Source organism: Streptomyces sp. NPDC107454 (assembly GCF_055582885.1).
In genome coordinates this window covers 351832-367614 of record NZ_JBVJPA010000006.1, presented here as the reverse complement: position 1 = coordinate 367614, position 15783 = coordinate 351832, and the positions used below count along the sequence as shown (strand labels likewise).

Here is a 15783-nt window from a genome sequence, read left to right as displayed (position 1 = left end):
ATGGACACATGACAGATCAGCAGCACGCGGCAGCGGAGCCGGATCCCGGCCCCGGCCCGGGCGCCCCACCGTCGGGCGCCGGGCCGCGGGACGCCGTGCCGCCCTCCGCGGGCACCGCCACGGGCGCCCGGGCAGCCGGGGGAGCCGCGGAGGGCGTGGGAGTACCGGGCGCGACAGGTGGGGAACCGCGCGTGCACGGGGAGCCGCCCGCGCCCGAGGGCCCGCGCAGGTTCCGGCGCGACCGGCGGCAGAAGATGCTGGGCGGTGTGTGCGCCGGGCTGGGTCGGCAGTGCGACATGGACCCGGTGATCTTCCGGATCGTGCTCGCCGTGCTCTCCGCCACGGGCGGCATCGGTCTCATCTTCTACGGCTTCGTCTGGCTGTTCGTTCCCTACGACGACGAGGAGGAGAACGAGGTCCGCAAGCTCCTCACCGGCCGCGTCGACGGCCACGCGCTGGCGGCCGTGCTCTTCGCGCTGGTCGGCTGCGGGGTGTTCCTGTCGATGTTGAGCAACGGCAGCGTGCTGACGTTCGCGGTCGTCCTCTCCCTGCTGCTCGCGGGCGCGGGGTACTGGTCGCAGCAGCGCGGCGCCCCCGACCCCGACCCGCTCGCCGCCCAGGCGGTGGCGGACGCCCCGCCGGAGGCGCAGGCCCCGCCCGTCCCCGTCTCCTACCCGTCCTGGTGGCGCGACCCGATCGTCAAGGACGGCTCGCACGTGGGCGGCACCGGCTATCTCTGGGGCCCGCCGGGCGCCCGGGACCGGGATGTCGCGGCGGCGCTCAACATCGCCCGCGGCATGCCCCGCCCGGACATACGGGACCTCCGCGCGGCCCGTGAGCCGCAGCCGCGCGGCCCACGCTGGATCGGCGGCTGGGTCTTCCTGCTCGCGCTGGTCGCGGGCGGCCTCGGCACGGGCCTGACCTGGCACGGCCATCCGCTCGCCATCAGCCTGCAGACCGGTCTGTCCTGCGCGCTCGTCGTGTTCGGCCTGGGCATCGCACTCAGCGCGTTCGTGGGGCGTACAGGCGCGGGGTCGATCTTCCTCGCAGTGATCACGGCAGCGCTGCTGGCCGGCTCCGTGGCCATGCCGAAGGACATCAGCACCCACTGGATGCGGGTCGAATGGACCCCCAGGACCGCTGCCGCCGTGCCGGCGCGTTTCGACCTCGGCACGGGTGTGGGCACCCTCGATCTCACCCATCTCGGCCTCACCAAGGGCCAGACGGTGACGACGGCCGCGGAGGTGGGCGCGGGCCGGCTGAAGGTGATCGTCCCCAAGGACGCGACCGTGAAGCTGAACATCGAAGTGGGCGTCGGGGACATCCAACTGCCGGGCGACGGCAAGAAGGACGTGGACGTGGAACCGGGCAAGCACAAGCAGGTGACCCTGCCGGCCCCGACCGGCGGCAAGAACGGCGGCACGCTCGACCTGGACCTCCAGGTCGGCGTGGGACAGGCGGAGGTGGTCCGTGCCACGTCATGAGTTCCAGCCGGGAAAGCTGGTCGCCGGCCTGTTCCTCACCGCCGGGGGCGTCACCTACGCGGGCGACGCGGGCGGTTGGTGGGACACACCGTGGTTCGCGATCATCCCCGTCGTCACGGGTGGGCTCTGCCTGGCGGGCGCGGTGGCGTTCCTGACCCACGGCATACGTCGGCGGCGGTTGCGGCGACGGGGGGCGGGGGTGTCCGGGTAGCGGGGGCGAAAACGGAGCGCTGGTAGGTGCGGGGCGATCGGCTCCCTGCACCTACCAGCCCGCAATGCCCTGCGACGCACGTGCGAGCCACCCTGCGATGCCGTGCGACGCGCTGCGTTGAACTGCCCTGACCCGCGTTACTCAGTAGCGGAGGTTCCCGGACCGTTGCCCGCGCCTCGCGCGCAAGGCCGCGTCGACGGAGAAGACCGAGGCGCCCGCGAGGACCAGGGGCAGCCAGGCCATCAGGTAGGCGAGGTCGTTGCCGTAGTAGTACGGGTCGGAGGCCCAGCTCACCGTCAGCCACAGGCTGAGGGAGATGAGCGCGCCGCCGAGCGCCGCGAGACGGGCCAGCAGGCCGATGAGGGTGCCGATGCCGACGGCCAGTTCACCGAAGGCGATGGCATAGCCGAAGCCGACGGGGCTCTTCAGGGCGAGGTCGACAAGGGCCGGGATCGCGGCGGAGTCATGCACATTGCGCATCAGCTCGCCGATCGAGCCGGAGCCGGAGTCGGAGAGGAAGGCGCTGTTGGTGAGTTTGTCGAGGCCGGCGTAGATGAAGGTGACGCCGAGGAAGACGCGCAGGGGCAACAGGGCATAGCGGGTGGCGGTGTCCCGCCAGTCTCGTCCGCCGCCGTCGAGATAGGGGGTTTGGGTGTCCGACCGCATACCGTGAGTCATCGCTCTCCGCCGCCTCTCGCCACGTGCCGTTGACCCCTCAACAGACCATACGTACGAGAACGGGTTCCCGCTCAATGCTCGGGGCCAGTTTTTTTGATGGCGCGGGCGCGCCCCCAAGGGGGCGGAGAACTGCGCGAACGGCCCCCACCGGCCCGCAGTCGAACGACTCCGGTGGGCCCACCCGCCCGCATTCGAACTTACTCCGGTGAGGCCCCCGCCCGCAGCCGCGGAGTGGTGAGACCCCCGCCCGCGGCCGCGGGGTTCAGTCCGTCACCTCGATCAGGCAGCGGTTCGTTTCCACTCCGGCCGCCGTTACCACCTGGACCTCCACCCGGCCCGGTTCCACGTCGACCGGGACCGGCACGGTCAGGACCGCGTCCGTGGGGTTGCTGAAGCCGCCGGGGACCGGCACCAGGGGGACATGGACGTGCACCGCGCCGATGCGGACGACCATGCGGGACAGACGGTCCGCGCTCTGGGCGCCGGGTGGGACGAAGCCGGCGCCCCGGATCTCGATGTCGTCGCCGGTGCGGATCGGCGCGTCGAGGTCGCCGGCCTCACGGGAGCGGACGACGGAGAGGATGACGGGGCGGCCGCCCTCGGCGTACTTGCCCGCGAGGTAGGTGGCCGCCGAGACGAGGACCAGGAGCGCCAGGCCCCAGGGGAGGTCGGGCAGTTGCTCCGGGCGCCTGGCGAGCCGTACCGCCGCGAAGACCAGGGCGACGGCGCCGATGACGACGTACTGGATGTCGGCGAAGCTGCCCCGGCCGGAGTCGTCCGTGAGGAGGTCGGCGGCGCGCGGCCGGTCCGCGCGTACCTTCTGCAGGCGTTGCCCGAGGACCCGCAGGCCCACGACCCGGCGTACCAGCACCGCGATCGCGCAGACGACGGCGACGACGGTCACCACACCGGCGCCGCGGGCGAGTTCGAGGCCGGCGATCAGGTCGTCGCGCTTGCCGTGGGCGGAGGCCGCCGCCAGCTGGCCCACGAGGACGAGTACGGCGTAGACGACGAACAGGACCCAGCCGGCGGCCATCGCCCGTGAGGTGGAAAGGCGGTTGTCCTCGCCGACGACCGGGGCGAGGGCCCCGCCGCGCGCCCGGTGCAGATAGCCCGCGCCCGTCAGTCCGGCGGCGACCACCAGAGCGGCCAGCAGGCCCGCCGTGCGCGCCGCCGTCCAGCCCGCGCCGATCGCCGTGAGCGCCTGGACGACGAGCAGGGCCAGGACGGCCCCCCACACCGCGTACGCCGTGCGTCGCCACAGGCGTCCCAGCCATGCCTCGCCGTCGACGCGTCCGCGCTCGGCGACCAGGTCGGCGGACTGGGTGAGTTCGTCGGAAACCCACTGCCGGGACGCGGACGCCGAGTGCGCGACGGCGGCGGGCAGTCCCTGTCCGGACGCCAGCTCGTCGCGCTTGGCGAGGAACGCGGCGACGGCGCGCCGGTGCCCCTCGCGCGCTCCGTGCGGACAGTCCCCGCAGGTGCAGCCGCCCGTGTGTGCCGCCCCCTGTCCCGCACCGAGCCCGCCACCGCGCTCCGCGCCGTGTCTCGCCTCCTGCACCGCCACGCCCACTGCCGCCTTCCCCGCGCCGAGAGCTGCCTCGCAAGTCTTGCAACTGCCTTGCGATGACAGGGCATTGTGCCGCACGAAACAGTGCTCGCGTCGGGCAGGTCCGGTCAGCGCGGGTGAAGCGGGGGACCCCGTGTTGACCCGGCTGCGAGAATTTCCCCATGGCCGAGATCATCCAGCGCGACGGGACCTGGGCCTTCGACGGCAGCACGGTCAGGATCACGCCCGGACTCCATCGCTCCGTGCCGTTGTTCCGGCAGACGTACGGAGAGATCGCCGTTCCCCTGGAGGCGGTTTCAGGCATCGTCTACGAACCCGAACGCAAGCGCGGCAGACTGCGCCTCAGGCTCCGCGAGGGTGCCGATCCACTGCTACAGGCGACCGGCGGACGGCTGCCCGACGCGGCGGACCCGTACCGGCTGACGGTCGACATCGACCGTACCGGGGTCGCGGAGTACGTCGCCGAGGAGATCCGGCACGCCCTGCTCCTGGACCAGATCCCCAAGGAGCCGGCGAAGGCCTTCCTCCTCGCGGGGCCGCCCGTGCCCGTGTCCGTCCGGTCCAGCGACGGCACGATCTCCTTCGACGGGGCGCAGGTGCGGATCGACTGGGCGGACACCTCGGACCGGGTCAAGCGGGCGACGGGGCCGCGGATCATCGCCGTCGGGGACCTGGTGCAGGTGGAGTGGCTGCCCAATTCCGGGTACGAGGACGGGTTTCTGCGGTTCGTGACGCGCGAGACCGTGTTCTCCAAGCTGCCGCCGGAGAAGGATCCGTTCGCCCTCGACCTGTGGGGCAGCGCCCGCCGCGACCTGCTCACGGCGCTCGTCGCCGCCGCGGTGACCGCCCGGCTGCCGCATCCGTCCCTCCAGGCGGGCGAGCACGTCGAGGTCCCGCCGCAACTGACCGCGGCGGCGGGACCAGGATCGGCGCCACCGGCAGCATCGGTACCGGCCCAGGCCGACCATCACGACGTACTGCTGCGGCGGCTGCGGGAGCTGGGCGAGCTGCATCGCGACGGTGTGCTCACGGATGAGGAGTTCGCGGCGACCAAGGCGGCTGTGCTGCGGGGCTTCTAGCCGTTGCGCACCGGGATTCAGCTGAGGAGGTCCGGTTCGCTGCGGCTGATGTCCTGCCACAGCGGCTGGTAGTTGATCCACGCCACCAGGTCGCCGCCGAGCTGCTCCCGGGTCGCGACCGCCTGCTTGTGGTCGATGAGGAGGGGGCGGCCCGCGGCCCGTGCGGTCAGCTGGACCTGGCTGGAGCGCTCCATCGACAGGAACCACCAGGCCGCCGCGTCCACCGAGTCGCCCACGGTCAGCAGCCCGTGGTTGCGCAGCACGAGCGCCTTGCGGGTGCCGAGCGCGGAGGCGATCCGGCGGCCCTCCTCGGTGTCCACGGCGACACCGGTGTACGAGTCGTACAGCGCGTGGTCCTCGTAGAAGGCGCAGCTCTCCTGGCTGATCGGGTCGAGCAGGTCACCGAGGGCGGACAGGGCGCGGCCGTGCACGGAGTGGCAGTGCGCGACGGCGACGACGTCGGGGCGGGCGGCGTGGACCTGGGCGTGCACGGTGAACGCCGCCTGGTTGACGTGGTAGCGGCCCTCGATCACCTGCCCGTCCTGGTTGGCCATGACCAGGTCGCTCACGGTGACGTGCTTGAAGGGCATCCCGAAGGGGTTCACCCAGAAGCAGTCGCTGTACTCCGGGTCGCGCGCGGTGATGTGACCGGAGACCCCGTCCTCGAAGCCGAGCCGCCCGAAGATCCGCAGCGCGCCGGCCAACCGTTCCTTGCGATGGCGTCGCTCGTCGTCCAACGAGTCGTACATCGGCGGCATGGCGAACTGCAGCTGGTCGGTGGGCAGGGGCACGGGCGGCGTGGGCCCTTGCATAGGTCCTCCAGCACTGGCGTGTCCGATACGGAGCGGAAGTTACCTCCGGTCGGTGCAGGAGAACAGAGCCGTTCGGTGAAGAGAGTGCGCAACCGTTACGAGAGGGGGCGGGGCAGCTGCCGTGAGCGCCTGCCGAGCGCCCGCCAATACCCGACATCAGTTGTCGGGTATTGGCGCCACACTCACCGTATGAGCGCTGCCAACGGTCTTACCGAGAGCCCTGCCGACCCTGCGAACCCTGCGCGCTGGGGCACCTTCGTCGCCGCCGAACCCTCACTCGCCCAGTCGGTCGAAGAGCGTTTCGGGGCCTTCACGCACCACGTCCTGGCGACCCTCCGCAAGGACGGTTCGCCCCGGACCACCGGCCTGGAGGTGCGTTTCCTGCGCGGCGAGCTGTGGCTCGGCATGATGCCGGACTCGCTCAAGGCACTCGACCTGCGCCGCGACCCGCGCTTCGCGCTCCAGGCGAACCCGGGGCCGGGCACGGCGATGGGGGGCGGGGACGTCCGGATCAGTGGACGGGCCGTCGAGGTCGGCGACGGGGCGGCCAGGGCCGCGTACGTGAAAGAGGTGGAACCGCCGGAGCCGTTCCACCTCTTCCGCACCGAGCTGACGGAGGTCGTGCGGACCTGCGTCGAGGACGACACCTATCTGGTCGTCCAGGTCTGGACGCCCGGAGAGCCGGTGCGGACACTCAGGCGGACCTGACGGGTGGGACTACTCCCACTCGATCGTGCCCGGGGGCTTGCTCGTGACGTCGAGGACGACTCGGTTGACGTCCGCGACCTCGTTGGTGATGCGGGTCGAGATCTTGGCGAGGACCTCGTACGGGAGGCGGGACCAGTCGGCGGTCATCGCGTCCTCGGAGGAGACGGGGCGCAGCACGATCGGGTGGCCGTACGTGCGGCCGTCGCCCTGGACGCCCACGCTGCGGACGTCCGCGAGCAGGACCACCGGGCACTGCCAGATGTCACGGTCCAGGCCGGCCGCCGTGAGCTCCTCGCGCGCGATGGCGTCGGCCTCGCGGAGCAGGTCCAGGCGCTCCTTGGTGACCTCGCCGACGATCCGGATGCCGAGGCCCGGGCCCGGGAAGGGCTGGCGCTGGACGATCTCGTCGGGGAGACCGAGCTCCTGTCCGACCATCCGGACCTCGTCCTTGAACAGCTTGCGCAGCGGCTCGACGAGCTCGAACTCGAGGTCCTCGGGGAGGCCGCCCACGTTGTGGTGGGACTTGATGTTGGCCGTGCCGGTGCCGCCACCGGACTCGACCACGTCCGGGTAGAGCGTGCCCTGGACCAGGAAGGCGACGTCCTCGCCCTCCGCGGCCTCGGCGATGATCTCCGCCTGGGCCTGCTCGAAGACCCGGATGAACTCCCGGCCGATGATCTTCCGCTTCTCCTCGGGGTCCGAGACGCCCTTGAGCGCGGTGAGGAACCGCTCCTGCGCGTCCACGACCTTCAGCTGTACGCCGGTCGCGGCCACGAAGTCCTTCTCGACCTGCTCGGTCTCGCCCTTGCGCATCAGGCCGTGGTCGACGTACACGCAGGTCAGCTGGGAGCCGATGGCCTTCTGTACGAGGGCGGCGGCGACGGCGGAGTCCACGCCGCCGGAGAGGCCGCAGATGGCGCGCTTGTCGCCGACCTGCTCGCGGATGAGGGCGACCTGCTCGTCGATGACGTTGCCGGTCGTCCAGTTCGGCGTGAGGCCCGCGCCGCGGTACAGGAAGTGCTCGAGCACCTGCTGGCCGTGCGTGGAGTGCATGACCTCCGGGTGGTACTGGACGCCGTACAGCTTCTTCTCGTCGTTCTCGAAGGCCGCGACCGGGACGACGTCCGTGGACCCCGTGACCGTGAAGCCCTCGGGGGCGGCGCTGCACGCGTCGCCGTGCGACATCCACACCGACTGCTCGTCCGGGGTGCCCTCGAAGAGGGTCGATCCGGGCTTGGAGACGTGCAGGGGCGTACGGCCGTACTCGCGGGCGCCGGTGTTGTCGACCGTGCCGCCGAGGGTCGTCGCCATCAGCTGGAAGCCGTAGCACATGCCGAAGACGGGGACGCCCGACTCGAAGATCGCGCGGTCGAGGCGGGGGGCGCTCTCGGCGTACACCGACGAGGGGCCTCCGGAGAGGATGATCGCCGCCGGGTTCTTGGCGAGCATCTCCTGGACCGGCATGCTGCTCGGCACGATCTCGCTGTAGACCCGGGCCTCGCGGACGCGGCGGGCGATGAGCTGGGCGTACTGCGCACCGAAGTCGACGACCAGGACGGTCGCGGGGGCGGCGGGGGACGCTTCTGGCACGGTTTGCCTTCCGGCGGTGAGCAGGGGGTGTGGGGTATCGAGTCTACCGGGGGTCCACGCGAGCGTGCCTGCACCGGGTTCTCCGCCCCCGCCGCCCCTACCCGACCCATCCCCAGGGGCTCCGCCCCTTCGCCCCCGCCAGGGGCTCCGCCCCCGGACCCCCGATCGGCCTGAACGGCCTCGTCCTCAAACGCCGGACGGGCTGAAAACGTGGGGAGTCCGGGTCTCAGTATCCGAACCCGCTTGGACGTGGCAAGGCCCTGTGGGCATACTGCTTGCATGCTTACGCAGGCGACCTTCGTGTTTACCTATGGCAACCGGCCCACCGGCTGCCATGGTCGTGCTGCTTGAGCAACTGACAAGCGACTTCCCAGGCGCCCCGGGCCGACAAGGCCCGGGGCGCCTGCCGTTTCCGGGTCCTGCCGATCCGGGGCACCTCATCCCAAGAGGAGCCCACCATGGCCGACGTACTCGACAAGACCGGCGCCCGTACCGACGAGGCCGCGGACGTGATCACCGGCGCCCGTGAACGCATCGACGCCCTCGACGACCGGATCATCGGCCTCGTCCAGGAACGGATGGCCGTGTCGAAGGTGATCCAGGAGGCCCGGATCGAGTCCGGTGGCCGCCGGGTGAACCTCTCGCGCGAGATGGAGATCCTCGCCCACTTCAGGGACGCGCTCGGCAAGCCCGGCACCTCGCTCGCCATGACGCTGCTGGAGCTGTGCCGCGGCCGCGTCTGACCCCGTACGCGACGTGCTCACGTACGCACGTACGCATGCCCTCTCACCCGTACGGCGCGTGACCGGGGCGCCGCGGACTTCGTTGGTCCCGGTGTCCGTGCCAGCCAGGGGCGGGCCCGAAAGAACCACGCGTGGCTCCACTGGGGCGATGAGACGTACGGATCGTGCCGTACGTCGTGGGACCTCGTCCCAGGGGTGTGACCGGACGGCAGGGGACAGCGGCCCGGTCACTCAAGAGAACGGTCGGCTCCGGGGACGCCCGGGGCCGTCCGGCGGAACCCGTTCCACGGTCCCACGTCCCGTATCCCGTGTCCGTGCCCCCGTGTCCGTGCCCCGTGTCCATACCCCCCGTATCCGTCCCCTCATGGCAGTACCCCCGTAGCCATACCCCGTGTCCGTACCAAGACCCGCGGCGCAGCCCCCGGCGCCGCTCCCCAGGCACCGGCGCTGCCCTGACGTCGGTGCTGACGACGAAGGGCCCCGCGGTCTCCGTCCCGCGGGGCCCTTCGCACGCCCGTCACCTCACATCAGGTGCGGGACAGCGTGCCGCACGTCTGCGTGCCGGAGTGCTCGATGTCCCGGCTGCGGTCGTACGGGTCGGTCGTGGGCCCCGTCGGAGGCGCGCCGGTGGGGGCGGCTGAGTCGAACTGGGGGTGCAGGAAACCGTCGTAGACGTCACACGCGGTGTTGCCGAGGTCCTGGTCGTACCGGATGACCGACAGCTTGCCGGGAGTGGCCTGGTACTTCCGCGGGTCGAGGAGTTCGAGGTCGAGGACGCGGCGCACGATGGTGCGGGCGACCTCGGTCGAGCCCCCGCCGGAACCCTCGGTCGGCGCCTTCGACGCCTTCGACGCCTGGATCAGGGGGTAGACGAAGGTGTAGTCCATGTGGATGGCGACGGACCCGTGCTCGCCCGCCTTGAACGTCATCCGGCCACGGACCTTGACCACATCCCCGGCCGGCCGTACCTCGGCCGGGTCGAACCGGCTGAAGAGCAGCAGCGGATCGTGCTTCTTGCCCGGCGCGCGCAGCCGGCTGTTCAGGTCGTCGAGCATGCGGGGCTGCTTCGGGTCGAGGACGGCGAGCGCGCTCTCGGGGCGCTCGCCCCGCAGGGTCCCCGGGGCCAGGTTCGCGCCGACGAGCAGGGTCTTCGCCTGCTTCAGGGCCTCGGCCACCTGCGCGCTCGTGAACGTACCGACCGGCTTCGCCTTCGGTACGACGATGGCGGCGGCGCCGTCGGCCCAGCCCTCGGCGGGCGAGCCGGCGAACGGCCTGTCGAGGGTGGGCGTGTCGGGCGCGGCGCTGGAGGGAGCGGCGGTCGGAGGCGCGGTCTCGGCGGGCAGCGCGGCGGCGGACGCGCCCCCGGACGGCGTACCGGACGACGTGCCGAAGGGGTCGCCCGGCAGCAGCGAGGGCTTGACCGCCACCAGCGCCACGGCGATCGCGACGGGCACGCCGAGGATCGCCCACAGCCGGCGCCGACGGGACGCGCGCCCGTCCATCTCCCTCCCCCAAGCTCTCGACTTCGCTCGACCAGGGGGGACCATGGCCGGACCCGTTCGCCACCCCTCCGGCCGGGCGCCCTCGGCGTCCTTCTGCCGGAGCCGTTCGGTCACCATGCGCGCCCGGGCGGACGGCTCCTTCGGCGCCGAACTGCGGATGTCACGTTCGGTGTCGCGGGCGAACCGTTCCCACACGTCGTCGGGGACCGAGGGTTGCTTGAACTCCCCGGACTCCCCCGCCCCTTCGGGCTGCTTGTCAGACACGAGGATCAGTTCTAAGTGGATCGAAAGCCTGTACACAAGGCAGATCCGCACAGATCCGCATGTGACACAGCCCACATAAGAATTTGGTGAGTGAAGGCACAACCGTTCACAGGTTTCGCGGGTCACACCTGCAGAACCAACGGCCACACCCGCGCCCCACACGCGGAGGCCTCATCCCATACGAGTACCGTGACGACGCGGTACCGGACTTTCCGAGGTCTTCATGAAGCTTCGCCGTGCCATGGCCCTGGCGGCCGCAACGGCAGCAATAGCCCCTCTGGCGCTGCTTTCGGCGCCGGCCGCGTTCGCGGACGAGAGCCCCTCCCCCACCGCGACGGTGTCCGAGTCCGCGAGCGAGTCCGCGTCGGCGACCCCGACCGAGACCACTCCCGCGCCCTCCGAGACCACGTCCGCGACGGCGACCGAGACCGCTCCGACGTCGAGCGCCACCGCCACCGCCACCACCTCGACCTCCGCGACGCCCGCGCCGAGCACGTCGACGTCGCCCGAGCCGTCGGACACGCCGGAGCCCGAGCCGTCCGAGTGCCAGGACTCCAAGGTCGACGTCTCCATCTCCGGCCTGCCCGGCAAGATCGCGGCGGGCAGTGGCTGGCACAAGTTCTCCCTGAACGTGCTCAACAACTCCAAGTCCACTCTGAACGAGCTCGGCTTCTTCGCCGGCGCGTCCTCCGACAAGGCGGGCGACGACCTCTTCCAGAGCAAGAAGGTCCAGCTCCAGGCGTACAACGAGGACACCAAGGCCTGGGAGGACGTCGACTCCGAGGGTTACGCGGTCGGTTACGTCGGCTACACCGACGAGCTGAAGCCCGACTACGAGGTCGACATCCCGCTCCGTATCAACGTGAAGTCCAGCGCCCCGGTCGGCGCCGGCTTCTCGCTCGGCGCCAGCATCTACGGCGACACGGACGGCCAGTGCACGGGCTTCGGTGAGGTCGCGTACAAGTTCCAGATCGTCTCCTCGGGTACCGACACCGATGGCACCAAGCCGCAGGAAGGCGGCAAGGTTCCGGTCTCGGACAAGCCCGCCGACAAGGGCAACACCCCTGAGGTCAACGGCAGCCTCGCCGAGACCGGCTCCAGCTCCGCCCTGCCGATGATCGCGCTTGCCGGTGGCATCGCCGTCGTCGCCGGTGCGGGTGCGGTGTTCGTGGTGCGTCGTCGCAAGTCGGGTGACGCGACCGCGTAAGCGGTGACCGCCACACCCACGTAGGCAGCACGCCTCGTAAGAGAAGAAGGACCTGGGCTCGGAGGGGGGCACAGGTCCTTCTTCGCGTGCACAGAGCCGTCAGCACGCTTGTGTACTGCTTACGCCTGTACTCCCCTCGAAGCCGTACCGCTCACGGCTTCGGGGGCACCTTCGGCATCCCCAGGAACGGCAGCCGCAGCGCGCCGAAGGCGTCCGCGGGCACCGCCGGGTCACGGGGCTCGACCGGCTCCAGACGCTCGTACGCCGCTCCCGGCGCCGGACGCGGGTCCGCCTCGCCCTTGTTGGGCCAGTACGACATCGCGCGTTCGGCCTGGGCGGTGATGGTGAGCGACGGATTCACCCCGAGGTTCGCGGAGACCGCCGCGCCGTCGACGACGGAGATGCCCGGGTGGCCGTACAGCCGGTGGTACGGGTCGATCACGCCGGTCTCCCGGGAGTCGCCGATCGGGCAACCGCCCAGGAAGTGCGCGGTCAGCGGCGTTCCCATCAGCTCGCCCACGTTGCTGCCCGCGAACCCGTTGATCTCCGCGGCGACGGCGGACGCCGCCTCGGACGCGGCCCTGATCTGCTTGGGGTTGGGCGCGCCGTGCCCCTGCCGGGCCGTCAGCAGGCCCTTGCCCGCGCCCTTCGACTTCAGGTAGGTCGTCAGGGAGTTGTCCAGCGACTGCATCACCAGACCGATGATGGTCCGCTCGGACCAGCGGCGGTTGGAGAGCGAGCGGAGCACGAGGAGCGGGTGCTTCGCCGCGTTCGCCAGCCATCCCGCCACCCTCGACGAGCCCTCCGCGTACGGGACCTGGAGGATGGACAGGCCGCCCATGGCGTTCGAGCCCTTGCCGTAGCGGACGGGCTCGATGTGGGTGTTCGCGTCCGGGTGGATCGAGGACGTGATGGCGACACCCTGGGTGAAGTCGGCCTTGGGCGTGCCGTGTGCCTTGCGGTAGCGGCGGTTGTCGGTCTGCGCGCCCACCAGCGCCTCCGAGTTGGTGCGGGTCAGCTCGCCCAGCCTCGGGGAGAGGTACGGCAGTTGGCCGCCCGCCTTCATCCGGTGCAGCAGTGTCTGCGTGCCGTACGTGCCCGCGGCGATGACGACCCTGCGCGCCTTGAGCGTGCGCCCTTCGCCCTTGCGTTTCTCGTCCGTGGGCAGGGTGGCGACGGCGTATCCGCCCTGCGAGTCGTCGGTGACGGACACGACGGTGGTCATCGGGTGCACGACCGCGCCCGCCTTCTCCGCCAGGTACAGGTAGTTCTCGTTGAGGGTGTTCTTCGCGCCGTGCCGGCAGCCGGTCATGCACTCGCCGCACTCGGTGCACGCCTTGCGGGCGGGTCCGGCGCCCCCGAAGTAGGGGTCCTCCACCTCACCCCCGGGCCCGGCCTTGGCCGTGCCGTCCGCGTCCTGCCCGTCACCGAAGAAGACGCCGACCGGCGCCATGTGGAAGCTGTCGCCGACGCCCATCCGCTGCGCGGCCGCCTTGAGATGGACGTCGGAGGGGGTCATGGTCGGGTTGAGCCGCACACCGAGCATCCGGCGGGCCTGGTCGTAGTACGGCTTCAGCTCCGCCTGCCAGTCGGTGATGTCCTTCCACTGCGGGTCGTCGAAGAATGCCTTCGGCGGCACGTAGAGGGTGTTGGCGTAGTTCAGGGAGCCGCCGCCGACTCCGGCGCCCGCCAGCACCATGACGTTGCCCAGCAGATGGATGCGCTGGATGCCGTACATGCCGAGCGCCGGCGCCCACAGGTAGTTCTTGATGTCCCAGGAGTTCTTGGGCAGCGCGTCACGGGTGAAGCGACGGCCCGCTTCCAGCACTCCGACGCGGTAGCCCTTTTCGGTGAGCCTGAGGGCCGTGACCGAGCCACCGAAGCCGGAGCCGACGACGATGACGTCGTAGTCGTACGGGTCGCCTACCGGCGGTCGGGCAGAGTTCTCCTGCGACACGTGTTCTCCTCGCTGCGGGTCGTCCGTGGTTGCTCGCGCAGTTCCCCGCGCCCCTTGCGGGGCGCTAGCGCAACCGGAGCGCCTTCATCACCCTCAGGCTGCGGCTCATGAACTGCGCGTACTTCTCGTCGTCCATGCCGAGCGAGGGCGCCATCGGCAGCAGTCGCTGCTGGGCGACGGTCTGTGCCTCGGTGTACTTGAGGATGCCCTCGGAGCCGTGCCGGCGGCCGAGGCCGGAGTCCTTCATGCCGCCCATCGGCGACTGGACGCTGCCGTACGCGGGCGCGTATCCCTCGTTGACGTTGACCGTGCCGGTGCGCAGCCGCGCCGCGACCGCGCGCCCGCGTCGCCCGTCCTTCGTCCAGACGGAGGAGTTGAGGCCGTACGACGTGGAGTTGGCGAGTTCGACGACCTCGTCGTCCGTCTTGAAGCGGTAGAGGGAGACGACGGGCCCGAAGGTCTCCTCGTTGCAGACAGCCATGGGGGCTTCCACGCCGTCGAGGATGGTGGGCTCGTAGAAGTAGGGGCCGATGTCGGGGCGGGCGACGCCGCCGGCGACGAGCTTCGCGCCCTTGGCGACCGCCTCCTCCACGTGCCGGGTCACGGTCTCCAGCTGCCGCTCCCCCACCAGCGAGCCCATGTCGGCGCCGTAGGCGAGGGAGGTGCCGAGCCGCATGGCCTTGGTCCGCGCGGCGAAGCGCTCCGCGAACGCGTCGGCGACGGACTCGTGGACGTACAACCGCTCGATGGAGATGCAGAGCTGCCCGGCGGAGGAGAAGCAGGCGCGGACGGCGCCCGCGGCGGCCTTGTCGATGTCGGCGTCCTCCAGGACCACCATCGCGTTCTTGCCGCCGAGCTCGAGGGAGACGCCGACGAGCCGGGCGGCGGCTCCCTGGGCGACCTCGCGGCCGGTCCGGGTGGACCCGGTGAAGGAGACGTAGTCGGCGTGCTTGACGACCTCGGGACCAACGACCGGACCGTCCCCGATGACGACCTGGAAGACCTCGGCGGGCAACCCGGCCTCGACGAGCAGGTCGCGCGCCCACAGGGCGGTGAGGCAGGTCTCGGTGTCCGGCTTCATCACCACGGCGTTGCCCGCGACGAAGGCCGGGAGCGCGTCGCCGACGGAGAGTTCGAGGGGGTAGTTCCAGGGCGCGATCTGGCCCACGACACCGCGCGGGTGGCGCAGCTCGGTGACCTTGGTGAGGGTGGGCATGGCCCCGGCGTGCCGCTTGGGGCTGAGGTAGGCGGGAGCCTTCCTGCCGTAGTGGCGGGCGGCCACGACGACGGCCTGCACCTCTTCGTGCGCGTGCAGCCGGGCCTTGCCGGTCTCCAGCTGGATGAGGTCGAGCACCTCGGCCTGGCGGGCGAGCACCAGGTCGTGGAAGCGGAGCAGGACGGCGGCGCGCTGCCGTACGGGCGTGGCACCCCAGGCGACCTGCGCCTTACGGGCCCGCTCGAAGGCCTCCTGTACGTCCTCGGGGGTGGACTCGGGCAGGTCGGCCAGCTTCTCGCCGGTGAACGGGGTGTGGTTGGCCGTCCGCCCCGAGCCGACGACACCCTTGGTGAGCTGCGCGACCAGCTCGGGCGTGACCACGTCGGCGGCGGTGCGGGCGCCCACGGGTGCGGGGGCGAGGGGGTTGGTGCCGGTCTTTTCCGACTTGACCGTGCCGGTGATTTCCGAGGCCTGCGAGTCCGTCATGAGGCGCAGCGTATGACGGAGTGCGGGCTTTGGGTACCCGTTGGTAACTCGCTTTCACCGACTGCACACACCGCGCCAGTGGTCACTGGCAGGGAACGCCCTGATCAGGGCGTTGTTCGGGAGCTCGACGCCGCTTCGCCGATGTCCAGGAGTGCGCGGGCGCTCTTGGACGGCCAGGTGCCCCGACGGCGCGCGCGGCGTCCGCCGCACCCTTTATGCCCCACTTATGCTCCACCCGCGTTCCATGATTACCGCAAGGGAAATTTCCCAGGAAAA

Annotated in this window: 13 protein-coding genes; 6 read left to right on the top strand and 7 right to left on the bottom strand. The window is 71.1% G+C overall.

Going from position 1 to position 15783, the window contains the following annotated elements:
* Positions 1–8 precede the first annotated feature (8 nt).
* Positions 9–1484, top strand: a complete 1476-nt coding sequence (locus tag ACZ69M_RS17375; protein ID WP_470050655.1) for a PspC domain-containing protein — start codon at positions 9–11, stop codon at positions 1482–1484.
* Complete coding sequence (locus ACZ69M_RS17370) at positions 1471–1695, top strand: hypothetical protein (protein WP_470050653.1); 225 nt, start codon at positions 1471–1473, stop codon at positions 1693–1695. Before ACZ69M_RS17375 ends, ACZ69M_RS17370 begins: the two co-directional genes overlap by 14 nt.
* A 141-nt stretch (positions 1696–1836) precedes the next feature.
* Here the strand turns inward: ACZ69M_RS17370 and ACZ69M_RS17365 are convergent, their stop codons facing one another.
* Complete coding sequence (locus ACZ69M_RS17365) at positions 1837–2373, bottom strand: DoxX family protein (RefSeq protein WP_470050651.1); 537 nt, start codon at positions 2371–2373, stop codon at positions 1837–1839.
* Positions 2374–2635: 262 nt separating this feature from the next.
* Entirely contained in the window at positions 2636–3940 is a 1305-nt protein-coding gene (locus ACZ69M_RS17360) for a hypothetical protein (RefSeq protein WP_470050649.1), read from the bottom strand.
* Between the two features lie 164 nt (positions 3941–4104).
* Between ACZ69M_RS17360 and ACZ69M_RS17355 the strand changes: the two genes are divergently transcribed.
* The gene (locus ACZ69M_RS17355) at positions 4105–5022 is read left to right on the top strand and encodes a DUF4429 domain-containing protein (protein WP_470050647.1); all 918 of its coding nucleotides are present in this window, start codon (positions 4105–4107) and stop codon (positions 5020–5022) included.
* 17 nt (positions 5023–5039) lie between these two features.
* Here the strand turns inward: ACZ69M_RS17355 and ACZ69M_RS17350 are convergent, their stop codons facing one another.
* Entirely contained in the window at positions 5040–5834 is a 795-nt protein-coding gene (locus tag ACZ69M_RS17350; RefSeq protein WP_351830756.1) for a class II aldolase/adducin family protein, read from the bottom strand.
* Between the two features lie 189 nt (positions 5835–6023).
* Here ACZ69M_RS17350 and ACZ69M_RS17345 point away from each other — a divergent pair, with 189 nt between their 5' ends.
* A complete protein-coding gene (locus tag ACZ69M_RS17345; RefSeq protein WP_470050645.1) occupies positions 6024–6542 on the top strand; it encodes a pyridoxamine 5'-phosphate oxidase family protein in 519 nt (172 codons plus the stop codon).
* A gap of 9 nt (positions 6543–6551) precedes the next feature.
* Here the strand turns inward: ACZ69M_RS17345 and guaA are convergent, their stop codons facing one another.
* Positions 6552–8132 (bottom strand): glutamine-hydrolyzing GMP synthase, encoded by a 1581-nt coding sequence (gene guaA / locus ACZ69M_RS17340; protein ID WP_470050643.1) that lies wholly within the window; start codon positions 8130–8132, stop codon positions 6552–6554.
* A gap of 419 nt (positions 8133–8551) precedes the next feature.
* Between guaA and ACZ69M_RS17335 the strand changes: the two genes are divergently transcribed.
* Positions 8552–8875 (top strand): chorismate mutase, encoded by a 324-nt coding sequence (locus tag ACZ69M_RS17335; protein WP_282459373.1) that lies wholly within the window; start codon positions 8552–8554, stop codon positions 8873–8875.
* Between the two features lie 527 nt (positions 8876–9402).
* Here ACZ69M_RS17335 and ACZ69M_RS17330 read toward each other — a convergent pair.
* Complete coding sequence (locus ACZ69M_RS17330; RefSeq protein ID WP_470050642.1) at positions 9403–10641, bottom strand: hypothetical protein; 1239 nt, start codon at positions 10639–10641, stop codon at positions 9403–9405.
* Positions 10642–10864: 223 nt separating this feature from the next.
* On the opposite strand from ACZ69M_RS17330, the gene ACZ69M_RS17325 reads away from it, so the two are divergent.
* Positions 10865–11848: an LAETG motif-containing sortase-dependent surface protein gene (locus ACZ69M_RS17325; protein ID WP_470050640.1), complete on the top strand. Its 984-nt coding sequence runs from the start codon at positions 10865–10867 to the stop codon at positions 11846–11848.
* 151 nt (positions 11849–11999) lie between these two features.
* Here ACZ69M_RS17325 and ACZ69M_RS17320 read toward each other — a convergent pair whose 3' ends face one another.
* On the bottom strand, positions 12000–13805 hold the full coding sequence (locus tag ACZ69M_RS17320) for a GMC family oxidoreductase N-terminal domain-containing protein (RefSeq protein ID WP_470050638.1): 1806 nt from the start codon (positions 13803–13805) through the stop codon (positions 12000–12002).
* 64 nt (positions 13806–13869) lie between these two features.
* Positions 13870–15507 carry a succinic semialdehyde dehydrogenase gene (locus ACZ69M_RS17315; protein WP_470050636.1) on the bottom strand — a complete coding sequence of 546 codons (1638 nt, stop codon included), beginning with the start codon at positions 15505–15507 and terminating at the stop codon, positions 13870–13872.
* Positions 15508–15783 lie beyond the last annotated feature (276 nt).

What these genes read in the sequence shown, in the direction of transcription:
- ACZ69M_RS17375 (WP_470050655.1), top strand. Translation starts at nt 9, where the DNA reads ATGACAGATCAGCAGCACGCGGCAGCGGAGCCGGATCCCGGCCCCGGC.
- ACZ69M_RS17365 (WP_470050651.1), bottom strand. Translation starts at nt 2,373, where the DNA reads ATGACTCACGGTATGCGGTCGGACACCCAAACCCCCTATCTCGACGGC.
- ACZ69M_RS17355 (WP_470050647.1), top strand. Translation starts at nt 4,105, where the DNA reads ATGGCCGAGATCATCCAGCGCGACGGGACCTGGGCCTTCGACGGCAGC.
- ACZ69M_RS17350 (WP_351830756.1), bottom strand. Translation starts at nt 5,834, where the DNA reads ATGCAAGGGCCCACGCCGCCCGTGCCCCTGCCCACCGACCAGCTGCAG.
- ACZ69M_RS17345 (WP_470050645.1), top strand. Translation starts at nt 6,024, where the DNA reads ATGAGCGCTGCCAACGGTCTTACCGAGAGCCCTGCCGACCCTGCGAAC.
- ACZ69M_RS17325 (WP_470050640.1), top strand. Translation starts at nt 10,865, where the DNA reads ATGAAGCTTCGCCGTGCCATGGCCCTGGCGGCCGCAACGGCAGCAATA.
- ACZ69M_RS17315 (WP_470050636.1), bottom strand. Translation starts at nt 15,507, where the DNA reads ATGACGGACTCGCAGGCCTCGGAAATCACCGGCACGGTCAAGTCGGAA.